We start from the raw sequence: 22014 nt of genomic DNA on the forward strand, positions 1-22014 counted from the left end.
AAGAAAACAAATAAGACTCAAAAAGGAGAGGAAACAACAATGAAGTTTAAACGAATTTTTGCCGTATTGATGGCAGTCATGCTTATGGTTCCATCCCTCGCATTCGCAGACAGTAAGGATGAGGCGAAAACACCGGTCCAAACACCGGCCGCTGATTTAAGAGCTGACTTAAGCAGTCTACTTTCCGCTCACTTTGAATACCAAGTACTTACAGCAATCAAAACCTATCAGGACGCTCCTGATGCTGACGTTGCCCGTGAAATGCTCGAGAAAAATGCCGATGAAATGACAGCTGCAATCGAGTCCCTGTACGGGGAAGAAGGCGCGAAGCAGTTCGCAGACATCCTTTCCTCCCAGTATGAAGACAGCACTCAATTGGGACAAGCTCTGAAAGACGGCGACACGACAGAAGCTTCTCAAGCACTTACAGAAGACTTCCCGAAAGAGTTCGGTGCCTTCCTTGGAACAGCTACAGAAGGCAATCTTCCAGCTGAAACAGCAACAGAAGTATTGATGGCTCATGAGCAGGATGTCATCGATGTTGCAACAAGTTATGTAAATGGTAACTACGAAGAAGCTTACAATCAGTTTGATGAAGGTTTCGAGCGCATGTACACAATCGGTACAGCTCTTTCTGACGCTATTGTTAAGCAAATGCCTGAAAAGTTCAATGATACAAAAGCCGTCACACCAGCTGCCGACCTTCGCATGACATTCAATCAGCTTCTGGGTGTACACTTCGGCTACCAGACACTTACAAGCCTGAAACAGACCCAAGGTGCGGATGATGCAGAGATCGTAACAGAGAAACTGGAAGAAAACGCTATGGATATGAAAGCTGCCGTTTCCTCTATCTACGGTGAGGAAGGCGCACAACAATTTGCTGATATCTTCGCTTCCCAGTATAAAGACAGTGCAGACCTTGGTATGGCGATGATGAACGAAGATATGGATAAAGCGGACGCAGCGAAACAGTCCCTTACTCAGGATTTCCCGAAAGAACTGGGTGCTTTCCTTGAGACAGCAACAGAAGGCAACCTCCCTGCTGAAACAGCTGAACAAGTACTGATGGCTCACGAACAAGATGTGCTTGACGTCGTTTCTTCTTATATAGATGAAGATTACGAAATGGCTTACCAGACATACGACGAAGGGTTCAAACGTATGTCCACAATTGGAACGGCTCTTTCCGGAGCAATCGCGACACAAATGCCGGACAAATTCTCTTCTGAAGTAATGCCTGAAACAATGCCTGATACAGGTATGGGTGGAACAGCTTCCAACTCCATGTCCATGTGGGTATGGATGGCAGCAGCTGTCCTTGCAGTCGGTGGAGCTTTCGCCGTAGCCCGTAAAAAAACAAACGCATAATCATAGATAGAAAAAAGCAGGAAGCCTAAGGCTTCCTGCTTTTTTTGGACTTTCAAAAGTAAATTCCTACTCTTCTTTAACCTGCCAGGCACCACCGCGGCGGTCGTCTCCGACGCCGTACATGGTGCTGTTCTGCTTATCAACGACCAGCCCCTGGATTCCACCGTAATAGAACGGAGAATCCTCCAAATGGACGGTGTATCCACGTTCTGTAAGCTTCTGCCTCGTTTCCTCATCGAATTCCTTCTCGACATAAATATCGTCATCTTCGATGTAGAAACGCGGTTCCTTGACCGCATCCTCGAGCGGTTCCTCATACACAAGGTTTCTGGTAAGTACTTGTGTCAACACCATTGGAATCCGTTTTCCTCCCGGCGTACCGATTCCGATCAATTGATCTTCATTCCTCAGTATCGTCGGCGCTGTAAAGCTCCTTGGGTGTTTCCCTGGTTCATACTTGTTCGCACCTGTTTCGCTCTTGCTGAAATTCCGCATCGTATCATTCAGAAAGACACCAGCGACGTTCTGACCGGACCCGAAAAAGTTACTCAGTGAGTGCGTTGCCGTAACGACCATTCCGTCTTTATCAATAACTACAAAGTGGGTCGTGTTATCATCATCCTCTTCGTCCGCTACCGAATCGTTGACTTGGTAATCTTCAGACAATCGGTCCATAGAAATAGTCGAAGCCATCTCTTCTGCATAATCGATATCTGTAAGCTTGTCGAAGTCATTGTCAAAATAACGGGGATCGGCTATTTCACTCAACCGATCATGATACGTCCGCTTCGATATTTCTCCAATTAAGTGGATGAAGTCCGCATCATTTCCCTGCGCACTCTTAATATCAAGCATGTCTGCCATCTGCAGTGACTGAATCAATGTCGGTCCTGCAAGAGGAGGTGCTGCCGAATACACGTCATACCCGGCAAACTTCCCGTGAACAGCTTCATCCTTTTGAATCTCATAGGAAGTGAAATCACTCTTTTTAAGACCGTCGACATGTGCAACGATTTCATCTGCGATTGGTCCATTGTAAAACGCATCTGCTCCGTCCTTTTGAATCAAACGCAGCGTTTCAGCCAAATCCTTCTGGACGAGCGTTTCATTCGGCTGGATCGGACGCCCTTCCGGGAAGAAGTTCGGCGTATCCGAAGCACGCATCCTGTAGGAAGCGGCCGTCAAACGTTCCGTGATGAAGCGGTCGTTGGCAAATCCGTTCTCCGCATACCCGATGGCAGGCTCGATCAGTTCTGCCATATCCACCGTTCCATAGTCCTCATGCACAGCCTCCATCCCTTTGACTACACCAGGAATGGCAAAATTACTTGCCGGCTTAGCTCCGGATGGGGGAGCGATTTCTTTATACTTATAGTTAACCGGTGTCTCTTCTCCGGAAGGCAGGACGAGCATCTCTCCTCCACCGCCGATTCCGGAACCGTACGGCTCAACGACCCCCAGCGTATAGCTGACCGCTACTGCGGCATCTACAGCATTTCCGCCGTTTTCCAATACTTCCATACCGACTTTGACTGCAAGTGGATGGGAGGAGCTGACCCCGTACCCATTCGCCGTTTCCAAGGCCGGTGTTGACTCGACCTCATAATCCGTTTCGTCACTTTTCAGGAAATCGAATTTTCCTTGACTGTAATAAATGAAACCGACGCCTAAAATGACGACGATAAATAAGGTGATGAATATACCTTTATTCTCCAAGCATTCGCGCTCCCTTCCTCTTCCATAGCCACTGACTTATCATCTGCTTCTATTAATTTAATACACTATGTGGCAAAAATAACGTTCCTAATTATAAGCGATTTCTCCCGGAAGAACAATACGACGAAAAAAGCACACCGTTGTCGATGTGCTTTGGGTATTAAGACCCTAACTGGTACTTTTCGTAGTAGTCCGCTTTGTTCGCTTCCCAATCGGCAAGGGAAGTTTCATAGACTTGCTGGCCTTCTTCATCATAGACGCGGACGACACTGCCGTCGCTTGTGATGGCGTATTCTTTCTCTGCTTCATTCGACACAGCTTCCATATTATCAGAGCCTCTGGTCACAGGCTGTGCTTCCGCTTCTTCCTGCTGTTTCTGGAATGTCTCAATATGCACTTCCTCGTTCGCTGAAAGAGATTCTACCTGTTTGAATTGTGTCATAAAAACAAGAGCAGCAGCCAACAAAGCAAAGGGTACGATTGATTTAACTAGTTTCATTATCTATAAGCTCCTTATGATAAAAATGAAATTAACGCGCTTTCTGTTCCTTCAGAATATCGGAATGATCTACTTCTATGACGAGCTTGCCGTTCTCTTCTGTATAGTTATCGTCCGGCTGACCGCGAGTCAGCTGCATGAAGATTTTCTTCTGCGTGTACGGATTCTTCGTCAAGGAAGGCCGCGCTTCCCGGATCCGCATCGGATTTATTTCAAAACGTCCGGTCCCATCTTCCATCAAATCATATTGAACAAGGGCACTGTCTCTTGTACGGGACCACCCCTGGTCAAAAATGAAGTTGCCCAGACTGTAAAAGATGACGGAATCGTCATAGACTTCCACAGGCGATAAGACGTGTGGATGGTGGCCGATGATTACGTCTGCTCCCGCATCGACGATCGCATGCGCCATTTCCTCTTGTCTCGGATGCGGCTCGTTATCATATTCCGCTCCCCAGTGGATATGGACGAAGACCATATCCGCATTCTCTTCGGCTTCCTTGACCCTTGGAAGAACGCTGTCCAGGTCCGACACAGCCACACCTGCTCCGAATTCAAGGGCACGGAATCCAGGAACCGTCACATCCGTTACGCCAAGCGTTGCCACAGTCATTCCATTGATTTCCTGATAATCGATTGCTTCTGCTTCTCCTAAATCTTCCCCAGCCCCAACATAGTCGAGTCCCGATTGCTTCAGTGATGCTGTCGTATCCAGCAAGCCTTGTTCACCGTAGTCCATCGTGTGGTTATTTGCCAGATTGATATTGGTGAAGTTGTTCGCTTTCAAAGCTTCAATCGGTTCCTCATTCGAACGGAGCAGAATCGCTTTATCTGTTTCCGTGTAGGCATCTTCTTCTCCAAGCGTTACCGCATTTTCAAAGTTTCCCGTAACATAATCAGACGATTGGAAATAAGGGGAAACATTCTCAAATAAGTAATCCGTCCCATTTTTATCCCGGACATCCGTTACGTGGCGGCCGAACATCATGTCACCAACGAAAGAGGCTCGGAATGTAGAACCCTCTTTCTGTTCCGCTTCCGGAGCGGACGGTGAATAAAGCCATTCGAATCCGACGATAAACAAGGTAAGGATAAGAAGGGCAATCCAGACATGTTTGTTCGTTGATTTTTTCTGCCGCTTCAGCGTCTTTAAATACTTTTCTTGAAAGGTTAGTTTTTTTGACATTTTACATCCACCCTATATCAGGTAATAAACCGTCATGATCAGGAAGGTCAAACCGCTGAGCAGAAGGGTACTGACCGTCGTCAAGACGAGTCCCTGCTTCTGCATCGTATTTGCGATCAACCCAGGTACGATGACCCCGATCCCACGGAATTCCATGATTTCGAATGGTACGACAGGATATAGAAAGTCAAACAGCAGCTTCAGCACAATTCCCGTACTGAGCATAGCTGCGAATTTCCTACGGCCGTATAGAATAGTGAATTTGGATATACCGTATGTAACGATCACATAGGTTAACAAACTCAGGAAAAAGACGACAGCCAAGAAGATTGGCTGATCAAAAACGAGGGCCAAATATCCTGGGACGACAAGACCCGCAGGCAGGACGCCTGTTTTTTCTGCAAATATTAAACTCAAGATGATTCCCAAAACGAGGGATATATATAAATCAGAACCGAACATTTATCTGTTTCCTCCTAGATGACTTGTGGTTTTTGAACCTTATATTCCTGTAATTGCTCAATCATCGGTTCGGCTGCACCATGGATGTTACCGACACCATAAAGGACACGGCCGTTCATCATTCCAGCCAACACGTCCATAATCTCGTCCGTAGACTTTCCTTCCAGATCGATAAAGTTCTCGACCCTGATGCTTCCTTCTTCAACGGCTTGTACAATCGGCTCCGTCGTTTCTCCGATCAGCACAAGTGTATCTGTCGGAATGTATGGAAGGACATCTTCGGCAAACTGTTCTGTACGATCGACCCGGTCCTCCCGGCAGTTCATAATGACAATCGGATTTTCAGTTGGATAGCCTAGAAACTCGACCCGTTTCCATATATTAATCGTCGAAGTGGCATCATTTGCCGCGAACCCGTTGACGAAGTAGGAAGGATTTTCATAGTTTCCAAGTGGGAGAATACGCATTGCCCCTGGATCGGGCTGAGCGTTCAACATTCCCCGGAAAGCGGTCTCTTCATCGATACCGATGGCTTCTGCTACGGCAAGAGCAAGCGATGCATTTTCCGGAAACACCATATACTCAAACTTCAACAGAAAGTCATCCGGTATTCTTGAATTATCTGCAACAATAACTTTAGTATTACGTTCCTGTGCTGTTTCACGAAACATATCAAGATAAGGGCTTTCTGTCACGATCAAATGTCCGTTGTATGGAATGGTCGCTGTAAAGGAATCCGCCACTTCATCCAGTGTCGGCCCAAGCACATCCATGTGGTCCTCCAAAACATTGACAATAACCCCGATATTGGCCTGCAGCATTTTCTCCTGGAATGTGACTTGATAATCAGGGTTAACCGCCATACACTCACTGATCAGCGCTTCTGCACCGCGATCTGCCGCCTCTTTAACAACCATCCGCTGTTCACGGATATTCGGGCCCTCCGCACGACGCTTGATCGGCTGTTCTTCCGGTGTATCCCAGAAAATCATGCGGGCGGATGTTCCCGTCGTCTTTCCAATCGTTTTATAACCTGCTTCTTTAACGACCCCCGTGATCAGGCGGGTGACGGTTGACTTTCCGCGAACCCCGTTCACGTTGACACGGATCGGGAGCGCATTGATATGTTTCTTGTGCTGCTGCCACTCCAGGGCACCAATGACAAGAACCAAAATCAATACGATCGGAATAAGTAACATGTCTTTTCACTTCCTCTATGGTGTAAATTCTTTACTAATCTCTACAATAACCTCAATTATTATAGAATAAGTGATAGTATTCTACAATATCTGTTTCATAGAAAATAACTATTTGTCGAATAATAAATAATAACCCCCTTAAAAAAAGAGGGATATTTTAGAATTTTAATAAACAATTCAAAAAGAATGTTATATTCCGAATTTTCCATACAAAAAAACCACCTCCCATTGGGAAGGTGGTTTTTCCAGTATATTATTCCTGCTCTAATTGATCTGCTACCTCATCACTGACGGCATTCGTTCCGCCAAGGACTTGGAAATTGTTCAAATCAAGTTTTTCGATTGTTTCTTCTGTCGTTGCCGGCAGCTTGTCTTTTCGGACAAGAAGCATGGATGCATCTTGTTTGGCAGCAAGGACAGACCCTGTAAGTGCATCAGCGAAATCCGCTCCTGTCGCAACAAAAGTTTTCCCTTTTGGTGCGGTCAGTTTCTCAGCAATGATGGAGGCTGTTTCATAACGATCGGCTCCTTTGTAGCGGGTCGGAGCAGGAAGCATAGCTTCTACATCTTCCGAAACAGCGTTTGTTCCACCGACGATGATACTCTGGTCGAAATCACGGAGAGCTGTCTTCGTGATAGCAGGAAGCTTATCTGTCTTAGATAACAGAATCGGATACCCTTCCTTCGCTGCGTATGGAGCGACTGCAAGTGCATCTGGGTAATTGAAGCCGTCTGCTACGATGACGTTCTCAGGATTTCCACCAAGACGGGCAGCGATACCGGCAGCGGTTTGGAACCGGTTCTTACCGGAAATACGCTCGACCTGGACCCCTATACCGTTAAGCTGATATTTCACATAGTTGGATACGGCACCAGTACCTCCAAGGATAACCGCATTCTTCGCACCAAGGCGTTTGATTTCTTCTGTCACTTTACTGCTCAGACCATCTGTCTTCGTCAAAAGAATCGGCGCATCCTTCTGGTAGGCAAGCGGCGCACCAGCTAAGGCATCAGCGAATTCGTCGCCCCGTGCAATGACAACCGTATCTGCGTGATCCCAGCCTTTTTTCGAGATTTCGATGGCTGTCTCATAACGATCGGCTCCTTTAACACGCTCGGTCGCCTTCTCGATGATTCTTCCTTCTTCTTTCGGGGACACGGTTTCTTTTGCATCTAAATATTCCGTGAATACTTGATAGTCAACGAAGAACAATTCTTTCATCTTACCGGCATCTTTCGCTTCCTTGAAGCTTGTATAGCCATCTCCGCCGTCAGCAATGAAAGCGTTCGTCGCAATCGTATATTCTTTGTCCAGATCGAGTGGTTCAAACCCGTCGTCCGTCTTCACTTTAACATCGACAATTCGTTCACCGACTTCATTGGAGCGGTCGAACGTGTACTGCAGTCCGGAAACGTGGGCAAAACGACCGCCGCCGTTTTCCAGATCGCTCACACCATTTTCAAGCGCACGGTGAATCTGGTCTCCTGTCAGATCAAGCGTTACAAGGTTGTTGGCAAACGGCATTGTCGTCAATACCTCACCCATTGTAATCTCACCTTGATCAATGGAAGCACGGATTCCTCCACCGTTATGAATGGCAATAGATGCTTCCGGAACGCTCGTTTGTGCTTTCCAAAGCATGGAATCTGTTATCAAGTTCCCAAGGTTGGTCTCTCCCTGGCGGACATCTGCCCGTTCCCCGTTCAGAGGAACTGTCGTCTCTCCTACCACCTGCTGTTTCAGCTCATCCAGTGGTTTTTCCAATTCGGTCAGCAGCTCCTGCGCCTCAGGATCCGCCTCAATGATATACTCCTCGTCTTCGTTCTTAGCGTCAATTTCGATCAGGTTCTCGTCCCACTTGGTAAGGACGCCTTCCTCGTCGAAGCTTACTTGAAGATCTCCAAGGAATTCACTATATTCCCCCGTTTGAACGACAATGGTAGGTTCTCCGCCCTCATCATAAACAACGGCCTCATCAAGCTGCGTATGGCTGTGTCCGCCGATGATGACGTCGATGCCGTCAACTTTTTCAGCCAAGTCGTCATCATAAGTGACCCCGACGTGTGTTAAAGCGATGACCTTGTTTACACCCGCATCTTCAAGCATTTTCACCGTTTCTTCTGCTTTTTCAATGTAATCTTCAAAAGCTATCGTTTCTCCGGGATTAGATAGGTATGCCGTCTCTTCCGATGTTAGTCCGAATACGCCGACTTGTTCGCCATCCACATCAATGATCGTTGCAGGATAAATGTTTCCCGCTTCCCCCGGTTTTCCGATTTCATTTTTGAATACCGCATTCAATCGTTCGTTTTTGCTGTAATCAATGTTGGCACTGACAATTGGGAAATCTGCTTCCGCAATAAAGTTGGCAAGCGGCTCAGGACCGTCGTCGAACTCATGGTTTCCTGGGACCATGGCATCATAGCCCATCATATTCATAAACTTCACATCAGCAAGACCCTTGTACTGATTGTAGAAAAGCGTTCCGGAGAATACATCCCCGGCATCCAGCAGAATGGAATTGTCACGCGCTGCACGGATTTGATCGACCAGTGTCACCTTACGGGCAACACTGGATAGATGCGCGTGCGTGTCATTGCTGTGCATGATGGTTAAGTCAAAATCCCCCTCTGCCGCCTGGACTTCCCCCGATGGCAAAGCGAACGTACCTAGAGCGATGGCTCCTGTGGCAGCAACAACCGCCAATGGTTTAAGTTTCTTCATGGTTCTACCTCTCCCCTATATCGTTATGATTTACTCTTTTAAATCATCCATGACATCATCACTTACCGCATTCGTTCCACCGAGAATGTGATATTGACTGTAATCCTGTTCTTCTATAACTTGTTCGATAGATTCAGGAATCTGCTGTTTCTGCACGAGCAGCATCGGGGCATTCTCCTTCGCTGCAAGAACAGAACCTGTCAACGCATCTGCAAAATCCGCTCCTGTTGCGACGAAGGCATGATTCGTCTTTCCGAACAGTTTCCCAGCTATTTCTGCGGACGTATCATAACGCGTGGCACCACTGTACCTTGTTGCATTCGGCAATTTCTTCAAGATCTCTTCACTGACTGCCGCCGTTCCGCCGAGAACGATGGTCTCTTCCATACCGGACAACGCACGTTTCGTTTCCGCAGGCAGTTTATCCGTCTTAGTCAGAAGAATCGGGTAGCCGTTGGCCGCTGCATAGGAGGCAGCTGACAATGCATCCGGGTAGTTTCTCCCATCCGCTATGACTGCTTTATCCGGGCTGCCGTCCAGGCGGGCAGCGATGTTCGCTGCTGTTTCATATCGATCAGCACCTTTGATCCGTTCTACGGACAAGCCTTCTCCCTTAAGCTGGTACCCGACATAGTCAGATACTGCGCCTGTTCCACCTAAGATAATGGCCTTCTTCGCACCCAACCGTTCGATTTCCGCCTTCACTTCAGCCGAAAGACGTTTCGACTTCGTTAAAAGAATCGGTGCGTCCTCTTTAAAGGCAAGCGGTGCACCTGCCAGAGCATCCGGGAAGGAGTCTCCACGTGCAATAACAACGGTATCTGCTTCCTCCCATCCCTGCTTAGATACTTCAATAGCGGTTTTATATCGGTCTTCTCCAGACACGCGCTCTACCTGCGTACCGAATTCCAATTGAGCAAGCATCGGATCGTGGTCACTTGCTCTGCCGTCTGCTTCAGAGAAATTTGAGTTAATGTTTACACTGTCGATTTCCGCCAATTTGGCAAGGTTATTGCTGACCAGGATATGGTCGAGCACCTGGGCATTCCCCTGGTAGTTATAGGAATAACGTTCTGTGATCGGCAGCATTTCTGTCATGTTTGTTAAAATATCGCCTTTCAACGTTTCCAACGGCATTGAAAACTCAAAGTCGTTCAAGTCTCCAAGTACGACGACGTTCGCATCATCCACGTTGTCTATAACATCCTGGACAAAACCGTTAAGAACGGCTGCCTGCTTCATTCGCTGCACTTCACTTCCAAGCTCCACAGGATGATTGGCACCGAAGAGCGCATCGTCTCCACCTTTAGAATTGAAGTGGTTGGCAACAACAATTACTTTTTCTCCTTGGAATTCAAATTCTGCCGCCAAGGACTTCCGTGAGTCTTCAAACGCTTCGTTCATCGGATCGACACGGCCCGGATTCAGACTTAATCCATCTTCCGACACTTCGACAGCCGTCTCCGCGTCTCCGTCCTTTTTATCTGTCATCGTTACACGGTCGGGATTGTAAAGGAAGCCGACACGAATGTTTCCTCCCGGCTGACCACCGTCCTGTTTATCGACAGGAGCGATGTCCGTAAAGGCATACTCCGGCCCGCCATCCGCTTTAATGGCATCTATTAATTTCTGATAAGACTCATCCGCTTCGACCGTCCCGTCATCTTCAGCCCCGTTGTTATCCTGGACTTCAACAAGTCCGATGATATCCGGCTGTTTCAGGTTCGCATTGATCGACTCAGCAATTTTATTTACTTTATCCTGATCTGTGGATGCAGAGAAATTCTCCACGTTATAGGACGCGATATTCAGTTCATCTTCGACATTTTCCAGCTTGGTCGTCTCTCTTTTTGTTCCGCCATCAATAATTTCAGGAAAATCGCTCGTCAGGCGGATTTTGAAATTACTGTAGTCATAGCTGACGACTCCGGTGACAGAACCATCCAACTTGTCTCCTACTTTGGCGTTGACATCCAATCCATCCACATCCAGCTGGATTCGTTCCGGATTGTAATCTTCAGGAGAAGCCAGCAGCCCTCCGGCATTTGTAAACAACTGGTCATCGTTCGTATTCACATAGACAGGGAGCTCGTCATATTTAGGTGGGCCGGTGACCGTGGCATCCTTGAGTTCCACCCGCATTCCTTCCAGGCTTTCATAAAAGTCCAAACCGTTTTTATCAGGATCAAAAGCGTCTCCTTCTTTAATCGTCACCGTTGGAGGGATTCTGTCTTCTCCAAGAACAATGGCGGCCGGTAGATCATTGCCTGAGGACTGTACCGTGACGGACGTGGAAGTAATCTGCGTCGTCAGAAGGTCTGCTGCATCATCATAACCGTCCTCCCGCCATTCCTTCACTTCTCCGTTTACCGACACTTCATCGCCGACTTTCACACCGGAACCTTTCGCGTAGACATAGATTCCTTCTGATGTTGCATCATTATCATCTGGATCAGGTTCCTGCATGTAAAAGCCGTTCGTTCCATCAAGAGCCGTAACGATGCCACCGACACTTGATACGTTGACTCCCTCATAAGGAGAGCTGTGGGCTTCCCCTTGAATATCATGAATAGCAATATCCTCCACATCCAAGACATCATAGGAGAATGTAGATACTTCGCTCGTTTCGCCGTCTTCTTTCACGACGACAGCCTTGACTACCGTGTCTTCGGTAAGCTCAATCGGTCCTTCATAGGCTTTGCTGTCTGCTGAGGGAGATGTTCCGTCCACTGTATAATGTATCGCTGCATCCGGCTGGGCCGTCTGCAGAGTAACCTTCGTCCCGGTACTGACTGTACCGCTCCCCGGGCTGGCCGTCACGGAGAAGAGCTTCTCAATGATATCGCCCTCATCTCTCGGCACGAGACGGTACTCATCAAAGCTGTAATTAACGACACCTTGCAGCCTTTCGTATGTCTTACCGCTTTCCAGAGCAAGAGCAGTTGCCGGACTGATCAGGAACTCGCCGCTGTCATCTTCGGCAATGAAGTCTCCACGGTCGTTCTCACCAGTAACTTCTATATCAGCCACTTGAACGAATTCACCTTCGATTGCTTCCCCGGACTCTGCCTGAAAATCAGCCGCTTGTACGACTTGAGGCGCCGGTACTCCTTTAGCAGGGGTCGTAACGACGACTTTGTCCCCGCCGGTTTCAATCTGAGCCATTCCATAGTAGCTTGCGAACTTTCCTTCGGCTGTTATTTCATCACCGACATTTGCCTTCAAACCGGAAGCACGGACAATGATGCCTGCTGTGTCATCCTGTATGTATGCGTTCGTCTGGCCGCCGGCTTCGAACATTGCTGTCACGACACCTTGTACTTTTACTGCAGTACCAATGTTATTCGTTCTTGCATCCGCAATACTTGTGAGAGCAGCTGGATCTTCCGGATCACCTGAACCGGCATCATCCGGGTATTTCCCTAAATGAGTAAATGTATCTTTTGGTAGGCTTTTAAATGAGGTGCTGGTGTCAAAAGCATCATCAGGATTGACATCGCCTGCCAGGCTGTCCGTCTTCCTGGTCAGTGTCACATCTAGTGCGTATTTGTCGGTGGATCCAATCTGGCCGATTGAATCGATGACTTCACCGTTCTTCTTCAGAACGATGACGTCGTCACCATTGAAGTTAGCGACCTGCGAATTCGTGGTATCGGCGACATTCATGATCTCTTTTCCTGCTTGCGCGTGGGCGATTACATAAACTTCACCAGCTTTGAGGGTTCCTTCGAGCTGGAGCTCGGCGGGGTCTACTGTTTTTCCATTAAAATAGGTTTCTAGCGTGAAGGCACTCAAGTCCAGGTCGCTGCCTGTCCCATTGTACAATTCCAAAGCTTTGTTGAACGAGGATCCTTCGATATACTCTGAGATCAGCAGATCATCAGCGGTCGGTGCTTCTGCGCGGACATTTCCGGCTGGAAGCGTGAAAGCTCCAAGAACGAGCGAACCGACAACCACAGAACTCACACTGCGTACGAAGTAGTTCTTCTTCAAAACAAAACCTCCCATATTAATTTTAATTTCTGCAACAATATTCATTATATAACATTAAATGTAACATTAGTGTAAATTGTATAAAAAATTAGTAAAATAATGAATATTTCCGTTTATAAAAAACCGGATTCCTCCCTAAGGAAAGAAATCCGGTTGATTGGAACTATATAAAAAGAAGGAAGCCCCTCAAAAAGTGAGAGGATTCTACACCAAATGACACTTGATTCATCCGACCCTGTCTTCCAATAAGTCTCATTTATGAAAATTCAAGAATACGCTTTAACTCTTTGTGAGATTCATAGGACTTAAGCAGTTCTTCCTTCCCTTCCATCCACTCTGCCTGCGATCCTTGGAAGATCGGTTTCTTTTCAGCAAAGAGAAGGAACTCATCACTCAACGTTTTTAATTCATACCAGTCATGACTGATATAAATGAGCGTCTTGCCATCTGCATGAAGCTGCCTTAACCATGATAGAATATCCTCCTTTGCTGCAAGATCGACGCCGGCCGTAGGCTCATCCAAAAGACAGATTCGAGGATTCCGCATCAGCCCGATGCATAAGTTTACTTTCCGTTTCCACCCCCCGGAAAGGCGATCCACCCGCTGCTGGTACACTTCGTCAAGCCGCAGCATTTCGATCATCGTCTGAAGAAAACCTTCATCTACCTTCCCCTTCTCCAGTTTTCTCCAAAAGGAAATCTGTTCTTTGACTGTCAATTCCTCATAGAGCGCAATGTCCTGTGGCACGTAACCAATATCTGCCCGGACACGGCGCACGGCCTTGTCATACGGTATGTCATCATAGAAGACTTTTCCTTTCGTAGGACGATCGAGGGATGCAACCAACTTTAGAAACGTGGACTTACCGGCACCGTTTGGACCAATGACACCGACGGAGCTTCCCTCTCGAATCGTCAGAGTAAACGGTTCAAGCACTTCTTTTCGCTTATATTTCTTGGAAACGTTTTGTAAATGAATCATGACTGTACTCCCTTCCTACCATTTCTTCACGAGCCAGTAATGGGGCCACATATCGAGGTATCCGATTCCGGATACGGTCAGCATGAATGATGCGAGGGCAAGCAGCAGTAAGACAGGAATCGACCACCGCTTCCTCCCCGTCCCCATGAATAAACACCAGGTGATGAATAAAGTGACAGCGAATACAAGGATACTGCGGATGACCCACTCCTCGATTAACTCTTGAGGAGTAGCAGCGAAATAAAAGAGTCCGCAGATACTCAGAGCGAAGCTGCCAATTCCAACTAAACTGAATAATAGAAAATGATGAAAGAAATAGCGCGTCGTCGTCCCCTGCAGCAATCGGATACGATCAAGGCGTCCTTCTCGATCGTCAGCCAATATTGTTCGAAGGAAGAAGAGAGCAAGCATCCAGCTGTACAAGAAGAATAATTGGATAACCATCACCTGCCAACCTTCCAGTTTAGGAGCTTCCATTGATGGATTTTCCGGGGATCGTTCCGTAAAGCGGACTTGGAACAAAGGCTCCGGTTCCCAGAACTCTTCCGAATAAGCAAACGCTTCTTCAAAGGATGCCGTGCCGTTCGCTGCCGAGACGTCCACCCCTGCTTTTGCATTGAGGGCAAGCCGCATAACTTGAGCTCCAACCGCCTCTTTAGCAAAAACGTCTAATAGTGATTCATCCGCCCGTATCCATGTGACGACATTGTCCACCTGCCCAAGCCGTATCGTATCTTCAAGGCCGCTTTCCAAAATAAAGGCAGCCTCCATGGTACCTTTCCTTACCGCTTTTTCTGCTTCTTCTTTCGTCATAGCAGTAAAACGGAGCCGTTCTGCCTCTTGAAGACGTTCGAGAATGATTCGTGAGTAGGAACTGTCATCCTCGTCAGCAATGGCTACCGGCACAGCCGTCTCTTCTGCTGTCCTTTCAAGCAATGGATATAAAATACATGTCGAAAGAAGTGGGAATAAGAAAAGCAGCAGAAAAAGAACCGGGCGCTTCTTCCATTTATTTAGATGTAAAGATAGATAAGTAAGCATCCCGCTTCTCCCTCCATAATGCAGCCGCCAAGCCAAGAATGTTCAAACCTACGCCCCACAAAGCCAAGCCTGTCAGATGTCCCCGTTCATCCTCATCGAGCAGAGCTGATTGAAAGACATCATAACTTAATTGATAAGGATTCCAGTTCTGGGACAGCCACTCAGGTAAATAAATTCTCGGTACCCATGCCCCAGCACTTAAAAGACCGATAATGGATATAACAAATAAGATTAAGAACCTCATGCCTGCCGGGATTTGTAGAGAGAAGAGGAGAACGGCAAAGGCAGACATCCACAATGCGGCAAGCAGAAGCCCAAGATGAAGGGTCGGAGACTGCACCAATGCAGCATCTGTGCGGGAAGTGATTGCAACGAGCAGCTCCAACATTCCAAATGTTACAAAGCCCCATTTCCACTGCTTTGCCATGACCCAATGGACAAAGGTGATATCAGCCATCCGCCACCTCATCAGAATGGACCCTGTTTCCCTGTTTCCGTCGAGCATCTGATAACAAACGAGAAAAAGGAAGATGAACGTCATCATAACAGCGAGATACGCATGCCTCTCCCATCCGATACCGGCTCCTGAAACCACCATCTCTTCCTCAAAAACATCGTTCCGGTCCAGTGCGAATAAACTATAAGTTATGATGACCTCCTGAAGCCGTCTGCTTCTTTCCCCTTCAGGCATTTCGCGGATACTTAAATCATAAACAGCATTAACAGCACTCTGGGATGCCGATATGTAGTCGGCTCCACTATCCAGAAGTACTTGAAGCATCGTTGCATCCACAGGATCGTCTTCATTCGTCATGACAACGATTGGATCATTCTCACCGTTCATCAGACTGCTCGTAAATCCTTCCGGAATCATCATGACACCGGCAAGCTCCCCTTGTTCAAAAGCCGCTTCTGCCTCTTTCGCATCCATCGGGGTAAGCGTCAATGCCTGACTCAGCCGCTTCTCTTCTGAAAGCTGATTGATAAGTGCTTTTGTCTGGAACGTATCGTCCTCATCAACCACCGCCGCCCGTACAGGCTCTGCGCCTTCTTCTACGAAGCTTTGAAGCATCAATGCTACGAGTACGATCAATAGTAAGGGAATAGCAATAGATAAAAAAAGAGGGGCAGGCCGTTTGACGGCTGCCCTCATTTCATAACGCAATAACGAGAACCCATTCATACGACCTGCCTCCTTTTCTCACTCAGGGTGTTCATCGGATTAGAAACCTGCACCGAAACCGCCCATAATGGAGTTAAGATGTTCCTGGAAGTTCATTTGAACTTCTTGACCAATCTGCATCATTTCCTCATCGGAAACGTCCATAAGCTGAACTGTGTTGTTCTCTTCCAGTGCCGGGAACTCAAGGTCATCCGTAAACGTCAAGTTGTTGTCGAAATTGAACTCAATGTCTGCAGACATATTGCCCATCGCAGGATCATCCATGCTCAGATTCAAACCGAAATCTGTTTTCTGGTTGACTTTATTGTCGCCGTCTTCCTTGGAAGTCGTGTTAATAAATCCAGAAATCGCCGGCATTGCCTGCTGTTCGAAAGCTTCTCCGCCAAGTTTCAGTTCGAAGTCTGACTTAGAACCTTCGTTCGTATAGTCCGTGTTCAAAAGAAGGTCGGCTGTAAAGTTATCCTGCTCGAAGTCTGACTTCACTCCGATTGTATAATCAACGTGAAGTCCTTTATCTTTCTCTTCACCTTTCTCTTCATACTTAACAGCAATGCTCTCGTCTTTACTGTCAGGGGAAAGGTTAACATCAAAGGTAGACGTGTACTTATCTTCGCCATCCTTCATGTAGTCGTTAGAGATTGCAACCTTAATTGTTTCGTCCGTATCATCAGCAATGTTCATTGTCCAAGTCTGGTGGGCTACTAAATCGTCCTTGATGTAGGCTTCACCATTGATTCCACCAGGGATTTTAACTTTGTCGATATTTTCGATTGCTTTATCAAGCTCTGCCTGAAGGTCTTCCATTTGAACTCCTTCGACATTTCCTTGAAGCGCTGCCTGCTGTTCCAGCGTATCCTGGATGCGCTCATCTTCTTTCACTTTCTCAAGAAGGGTAACAAGCATCTGCTTCGCTTCTTTTTCACTGATTTCAATCGTTACTTTATCATATTTCTCGCCTTCATATTCTTCGCCTTCAGAAAGCGTGAACTGATCCTGCTTCAACTCTTTACCCAAAGCTACTGCATACTCTGTCAACATTTCTTTCGCTTCTTCCTGCGTCATTTGAGACTGCGCATATTCAGCGAAATTAGGGAGTTCTTCCAAACCTTCGGAAGATCCTGTGTATTTGGTAAGGACATCACCAAGCTGATCGTTGCCGAATGCAAAATACTTATCATATACAAATGGAGCCTGTGCAGCGAAAGTATCTTCGCTCTGATAGAAGTTACCATTTGCCAAACTGCTTCCCTGCATCTGCAGATCCATGCCTCCGTAAAGTTCCTTTGTTTCAGGATTGTACTTGCTGTCGAGATTCAACTGTACGGTTGAAAGTACCCCTTGAATCATCGCTACTTCAGGGAAGACCTGTTGAACCTGGTCTCCTTGGAAATTCATATCCATTGTCACTGTGCCTTCCGACTTATACGCTTCTTTCATTTGACGGTCTGCAAGTTCCATCTGGTCTTCTGTGTATTCAGCCATGCGTTCTGTCTGCTCATCGATCGTATTCTTCTGAGCATCCATGTACATAACCATAGGATTGTTCTCTTTAAGTAATGCAAAAGCCGTTCCTCCGATTGCTGCAATAACTACGACTGTCAGGATGATAATTAACCACTTATTCATCCCTTTTTTCTTTGGTTGTTCGCTCATGTACCTCTCCCTTTCTTCTTTTTAATACCATTTCTGACTATACTTACGTGAGTCGTTTGAGAAAAGTTTCAAGAAATGTCCATATTTCTTGAAAAACCTTCCTCATTATACACCGATATATACCCCATTCCTACACATAATCGGCAAAAAAATACAAAAAATATGCCTGGATTATCCAACTAAATATCTATTCAGCATATTTTGGACCGGAGGGACTGGAAAAGTCAGCACGTATTTATCCTATCGGAGGGCAGCTGAGCTTATGACCATTATTATACAATTGATGTTGGAGAGTTATATTGAAGGATTGAAGGAGAAAAGGGAGACACAGTCAGACAGTATCTCCCACAAATAAAAGAAAGTAAAGATCAGCTGGAAGGTTCCTCATCCACATTAATTTGGAATGTGATGCCGAACTTGTCCTTTACCTGCCCGTAGACCGGACTCCAATCCGTCTTCTGCAGAGGCATGATGGTCTCCCCTTCCGCCGCAAGCGCGTTGAAGATATGCTGCGCCGTCTCCTCATCATCAGGAAGAATGGCCAATTGGACGTTTTCTCCCTGTTTTAAAGACATGCCGGGATACGAATCCGAAAACATGATGTCTGCCTCTCCTGCTTTCAATTGTGCATGCATAATCCGGTCTTTCATTTCATCCGGCAGTGGATGATCAGGGTTTTCAGGCATGTCCTTGAACTTCATGATTCCTGTTATACGGCCCTGGAGTGCTTCTTCATAAAAAGCCAGCGCCTCTCTTGCATTCCCGTCGAACACTAAATAAGGGGTCAATTTGATAGACATTTCAACCACTCCTTCTTCAATTTTTAAGAACGTATGTTCCTATTAAGGATACACCAAGAAAAGACGGGACGCCACCTATATTTTTATTATTCCGAAAATATTGTTCCGTTTTTTGCCTTGGGTTTATAACACTCAAAATCCCTTTGTTTATTTAAATTTTCCCACTTCCACTTGCAAACACCCCTTCTGACAGGGACTATTTCTATACGGCCTTCCGCTATTTCCAAAATAGATTGACAACCTTATAGAAAGCATGATAAAAATGATAACAACCAATAAACATGCAGAACGGCTTTGAAAGAAATACAGTAGCGACTTTTTCCCTGTCACAGAGAACCGGTGGTTGGTGGGAACCGGCACACAAAAGGTACGTGAATTTCATTTCTGGAGCTTTTTTTGCCTTCGGGCAGAAGACGGTGACGACCGTTATACGTTTGAGTGATGGGGATTTTTTGTCTCCATAATCAGGGTGGTACCGCGATAAAAAATCGTCCCTACGGCATGTAGGGGCGATTTTTTATTGTTTTTTCGGAGGAAGACTTTAGTGGTTCTCTGCGCCAAAGAGTCTTTCAATTTCATTGGAAAAGGAGCTTAGTCACTATGAAACAACAAGAGCAATGGACATCCAAGCTCGGCTTCATTCTTGCAGCCGCAGGATCCGCTATCGGACTGGGTGCAATATGGAAATTCCCGTATATTGCCGGTCAAAATGGAGGAGGAGCATTCTTTCTTCTCTTCATCTTATTTACTTTGTTTCTCGGGCTTCCGCTGCTTCTGGCGGAATTCTCCATTGGACGTACATCCCAGAAAGACGCCATTGCATCCTATAAAGAAATCGCCCCCCGGACGAAGTGGCATTGGGTAGGTATTCTCGGAATGATTACTTCATTCCTGCTTTTATCCTTCTATAGTGTCATCGGCGGCTGGATTGTGGCTTATTTATACAAAGTCATCACGGGCCAACTCAATGATTTGTCCTCAACCGATTACGCGGATGTTTTCGGGAGCACCATTTCCAATCCCGGAATCAGCCTGCTCGTCCAGTTTATCTTTATGATCCTTACGATTCTAGTAGTAGCCCGAGGCGTTCAAAAGGGTATTGAGCAAGCCAGTAAAATTATGATGCCGGTCTTATTCTTACTATTTATCCTGCTTGTCATCCGTGCTGTGACGCTCGACGGAGCTATGGAAGGAATCACGTTCCTGCTGCAGCCGGATTTCAGCAAAGTAACATCACAAACCGTTCTGGAAGCAATGGGGCAGTCCTTCTTCACTCTTAGTGTCGGCGTGTCCGTCATGGTGACGTACAGCTCTTACCTGCCAAAATCAGAAAGTCTTCCTAGAGCGGCCTTTTCCATCGGTGGAATGAACATCTTCATCGTATTGTTGGCGGGGCTTGCTATTTTCCCTGCTGTCTTCGCCTTCGGACTTGAACCGGATGCTGGGCCTGTGTTGCTATTCCAGGTACTCCCGACGATCTTCAGCCAGCTTCCTTTCGGCATGGTATTCTTCGGGGCATTCCTGCTTTTGTTCCTATTCGCAGCTTTGACCTCTGCCTTCTCGATGCTTGAGATCATCGTTTCCGTCCTATCAAAAGGAGACACTCGGAAAAGGAAAAAATGGGCCTGGATCATCGGACTTGCGATCTTTATCGTCGGTACGCCGTCCACACTTTCCTACGGCTTACTCGCAGACTATACGCTGTTCGGCCGTACGTTCTTCGACAACATGGATTACGCCGTCAGTAACGTCCTGTTCCCGATTGGTTCCCTGTTGATTGCCCTGTTTGTCGCAAATAAAATGAAGAAAAGCGCTTTATATGAAGAACTCAGTCATGGCAGCAGTCTGAAAAAAGGGTTGTTCAATGTGTGGTTCATCCTGCTTCGCTATGTCGCACCCTTACTAATCATCATCGTTATGCTTGATGTGATCGGAGTTATCTAAAAAACTTATCCGGTTGAGAAAAGAGTTGTAAGCTCGAATTACCTCGATGTGATTATGGAAGCCCCATTACGGCAAGGGGCGGAGAGAAACAGGCAGCGTCCAACGGCGGAATAATGCAGCGATGAGGACGCTCACCTGCCGCCCCGTGGAAGGCGTCCCGTTTTGAACACTTCCTCTACCTATGAAATGTATTACTTCACCAAGTTGAATGAACAGAGGGATACCCCCCTCTGTTCTTTTTTTATAAAATCATGAAAGCTCCCTTCTTTTATTTTCCAGGTGATTGAGGTACCATGAGGTAGAAAACCAAGGAACGGAGTGATTACGAGTGACTAAACGATTCATGCTTTTCAATACTATTTTTCACGGAATCATCCTTGTGCTGGCCTTTTTCATCGTCACGGTTTATGCCCTCGATGGCTTCCAAGTCTTCTATATGGCGATTGGAACACTGATTGCAGCTAACAGCATTTTCCGTATTTTCAAAGGGATGAAGCACCTGCGTTTACGAAAGGACCAAGCAGTGTGAAAAGAAGCCTCTATACTTTGGAGGCTTCTTTTCATAAAAGTAAACAGGAACCGTGCAATAGTCATGATAAAGACATATGTTATCGTCCAATTTGTGAAATGGTGAACAAAGTTATAGCCCTCCATCCTTTTCCAGCTTATACTGTAAGTGTAAGGAAGAGCTCTTATCCATTATCATGTGAAGTGGTGAACAAACTAAAAGGAGTGAGAAAAATGATTAATGATCTTTTGCGGAATAACAAGGTTGCTGCTGGTGTGTTGACGTTCGTACGGTTGTATCTTGGGTATGTGTGGCTGACTTCCGGTATTGGAAAATTAACAGGAGGCTTCGAAGTTCAGGGGTTTCTGCAAGGGGCGATCGGCAAAGCGGAAGGGGCGCATCCAGCTGTCCAAAGCTGGTGGGCCGTATTTCTTGAACAAGTGGCACTTCCAAACCACGAATTGTTCGCCTTCCTCGTCATGTGGGGCGAAGTTCTCGTAGGTCTGGCATTGATACTCGGCTTATTTACGAACCTTGCCGCTCTTGGCGGAATCATGATGAACTTCAGCTTCCTGTTAAGCGGAACGACAAGCACCAATCCGCAAATGGCGATATTAACCATATTCCTCCTCGTCGCAGGTGCGAACGCAGGACGTTACGGCCTCGACCGCTGGGTGCTTCCATATTTGATGAAGAAAACAGAACAGAAGCGGCATAAACGAGTGCTTGCTCATACGTAAAAAAAAAGGACT

16 protein-coding genes and 1 other annotated feature are annotated in these 22014 nt (G+C 46.7%); of the genes, 4 read left to right on the top strand and 12 right to left on the bottom strand.

Annotated elements, in window-relative coordinates; genetic code table 11:
* Positions 1-39: 39 nt before the first annotated feature.
* The gene (locus M662_RS15350) at positions 40-1371 is read left to right on the top strand and encodes a hypothetical protein (protein WP_026578127.1); all 1332 of its coding nucleotides are present in this window, start codon (positions 40-42) and stop codon (positions 1369-1371) included.
* Positions 1372-1437: 66 nt separating this feature from the next.
* On the opposite strand, the gene M662_RS15355 is transcribed toward M662_RS15350, so the two are convergent.
* The 12 genes from M662_RS15355 to M662_RS15410 all read right to left on the bottom strand — a co-directional run bounded on the left by M662_RS15355 (position 1438) and on the right by M662_RS15410 (position 18810).
* Positions 1438-3087: a gamma-glutamyltransferase family protein gene (locus tag M662_RS15355; RefSeq protein ID WP_026578126.1), complete on the bottom strand. Its 1650-nt coding sequence runs from the start codon at positions 3085-3087 to the stop codon at positions 1438-1440.
* A 160-nt stretch (positions 3088-3247) separates the two neighbouring features.
* Positions 3248-3586: a hypothetical protein gene (locus M662_RS15360; protein WP_026578125.1), complete on the bottom strand. Its 339-nt coding sequence runs from the start codon at positions 3584-3586 to the stop codon at positions 3248-3250.
* Between the two features lie 31 nt (positions 3587-3617).
* On the bottom strand, positions 3618-4772 hold the full coding sequence (locus tag M662_RS15365; protein ID WP_008636772.1) for a CapA family protein: 1155 nt from the start codon (positions 4770-4772) through the stop codon (positions 3618-3620).
* Positions 4773-4784: 12 nt separating this feature from the next.
* Positions 4785-5234, bottom strand: a complete 450-nt coding sequence (pgsC, locus tag M662_RS15370) for a poly-gamma-glutamate biosynthesis protein PgsC (RefSeq protein ID WP_008636774.1) — start codon at positions 5232-5234, stop codon at positions 4785-4787.
* A gap of 14 nt (positions 5235-5248) precedes the next feature.
* The gene (pgsB, locus tag M662_RS15375) at positions 5249-6433 is read right to left on the bottom strand and encodes a poly-gamma-glutamate synthase PgsB (RefSeq protein WP_026578124.1); all 1185 of its coding nucleotides are present in this window, start codon (positions 6431-6433) and stop codon (positions 5249-5251) included.
* Between the two features lie 253 nt (positions 6434-6686).
* Positions 6687-9158 (bottom strand): cell wall-binding repeat-containing protein, encoded by a 2472-nt coding sequence (locus tag M662_RS15380; protein ID WP_026578123.1) that lies wholly within the window; start codon positions 9156-9158, stop codon positions 6687-6689.
* A gap of 30 nt (positions 9159-9188) precedes the next feature.
* On the bottom strand, positions 9189-13151 hold the full coding sequence (locus M662_RS15385; protein WP_026578122.1) for a cell wall-binding repeat-containing protein: 3963 nt from the start codon (positions 13149-13151) through the stop codon (positions 9189-9191).
* A 256-nt stretch (positions 13152-13407) separates the two neighbouring features.
* Positions 13408-14133 (bottom strand): ABC transporter ATP-binding protein, encoded by a 726-nt coding sequence (locus M662_RS15390; protein WP_008638697.1) that lies wholly within the window; start codon positions 14131-14133, stop codon positions 13408-13410.
* Between the two features lie 15 nt (positions 14134-14148).
* On the bottom strand, positions 14149-15174 hold the full coding sequence (locus M662_RS15395) for an ABC transporter permease (protein WP_081694917.1): 1026 nt from the start codon (positions 15172-15174) through the stop codon (positions 14149-14151).
* Entirely contained in the window at positions 15143-16357 is a 1215-nt protein-coding gene (locus M662_RS15400) for an ABC transporter permease (RefSeq protein WP_026578120.1), read from the bottom strand. Before M662_RS15400 ends, M662_RS15395 begins: the two co-directional genes overlap by 32 nt.
* Positions 16358-16396: 39 nt before the next feature.
* Positions 16397-18010: a DUF6583 family protein gene (locus M662_RS15405; protein WP_026578119.1), complete on the bottom strand. Its 1614-nt coding sequence runs from the start codon at positions 18008-18010 to the stop codon at positions 16397-16399.
* A 368-nt stretch (positions 18011-18378) separates the two neighbouring features.
* Positions 18379-18810, bottom strand: coding sequence for a VOC family protein (locus tag M662_RS15410; RefSeq protein WP_008638690.1), 432 nt, complete (start codon positions 18808-18810; stop codon positions 18379-18381).
* Positions 18811-19095: 285 nt separating this feature from the next.
* Positions 19096-19309 (top strand) — a binding site (T-box leader).
* 101 nt (positions 19310-19410) lie between these two features.
* Here M662_RS15410 and M662_RS15415 point away from each other — a divergent pair.
* From M662_RS15415 to M662_RS15425, 3 genes are all read left to right on the top strand, one after another.
* On the top strand, positions 19411-20754 hold the full coding sequence (locus M662_RS15415; protein ID WP_008638687.1) for a sodium-dependent transporter: 1344 nt from the start codon (positions 19411-19413) through the stop codon (positions 20752-20754).
* Between the two features lie 328 nt (positions 20755-21082).
* Positions 21083-21283, top strand: a complete 201-nt coding sequence (locus M662_RS15420) for a hypothetical protein (RefSeq protein WP_008638683.1) — start codon at positions 21083-21085, stop codon at positions 21281-21283.
* Positions 21284-21495: 212 nt separating this feature from the next.
* Entirely contained in the window at positions 21496-22002 is a 507-nt protein-coding gene (locus tag M662_RS15425) for a DoxX family protein (protein WP_008638675.1), read from the top strand.
* The last annotated feature ends 12 nt before the right edge of the window (positions 22003-22014 follow it).

Source organism: Bacillus sp. SB49, assembly GCF_000469135.2.
In the GTDB taxonomy this organism is placed as follows: domain Bacteria; phylum Bacillota; class Bacilli; order Bacillales; family Halobacillaceae; genus Halobacillus.

Coding starts and splice junctions, on each gene's coding strand:
- M662_RS15350 (WP_026578127.1), top strand. CDS start 40: ATGAAGTTTAAACGAATTTTTGCCGTATTGATGGCAGTCATGCTTATG.
- M662_RS15360 (WP_026578125.1), bottom strand. CDS start 3,586: ATGAAACTAGTTAAATCAATCGTACCCTTTGCTTTGTTGGCTGCTGCT.
- M662_RS15365 (WP_008636772.1), bottom strand. CDS start 4,772: ATGTCAAAAAAACTAACCTTTCAAGAAAAGTATTTAAAGACGCTGAAG.
- pgsC (WP_008636774.1), bottom strand. CDS start 5,234: ATGTTCGGTTCTGATTTATATATATCCCTCGTTTTGGGAATCATCTTG.
- pgsB (WP_026578124.1), bottom strand. CDS start 6,433: ATGTTACTTATTCCGATCGTATTGATTTTGGTTCTTGTCATTGGTGCC.
- M662_RS15380 (WP_026578123.1), bottom strand. CDS start 9,158: ATGAAGAAACTTAAACCATTGGCGGTTGTTGCTGCCACAGGAGCCATC.
- M662_RS15390 (WP_008638697.1), bottom strand. CDS start 14,133: ATGATTCATTTACAAAACGTTTCCAAGAAATATAAGCGAAAAGAAGTG.
- M662_RS15395 (WP_081694917.1), bottom strand. CDS start 15,174: ATGCTTACTTATCTATCTTTACATCTAAATAAATGGAAGAAGCGCCCG.
- M662_RS15400 (WP_026578120.1), bottom strand. CDS start 16,357: ATGAATGGGTTCTCGTTATTGCGTTATGAAATGAGGGCAGCCGTCAAA.
- M662_RS15405 (WP_026578119.1), bottom strand. CDS start 18,010: ATGAGCGAACAACCAAAGAAAAAAGGGATGAATAAGTGGTTAATTATC.
- M662_RS15410 (WP_008638690.1), bottom strand. CDS start 18,810: ATGTCTATCAAATTGACCCCTTATTTAGTGTTCGACGGGAATGCAAGA.
- M662_RS15415 (WP_008638687.1), top strand. CDS start 19,411: ATGAAACAACAAGAGCAATGGACATCCAAGCTCGGCTTCATTCTTGCA.
- M662_RS15425 (WP_008638675.1), top strand. CDS start 21,496: ATGATTAATGATCTTTTGCGGAATAACAAGGTTGCTGCTGGTGTGTTG.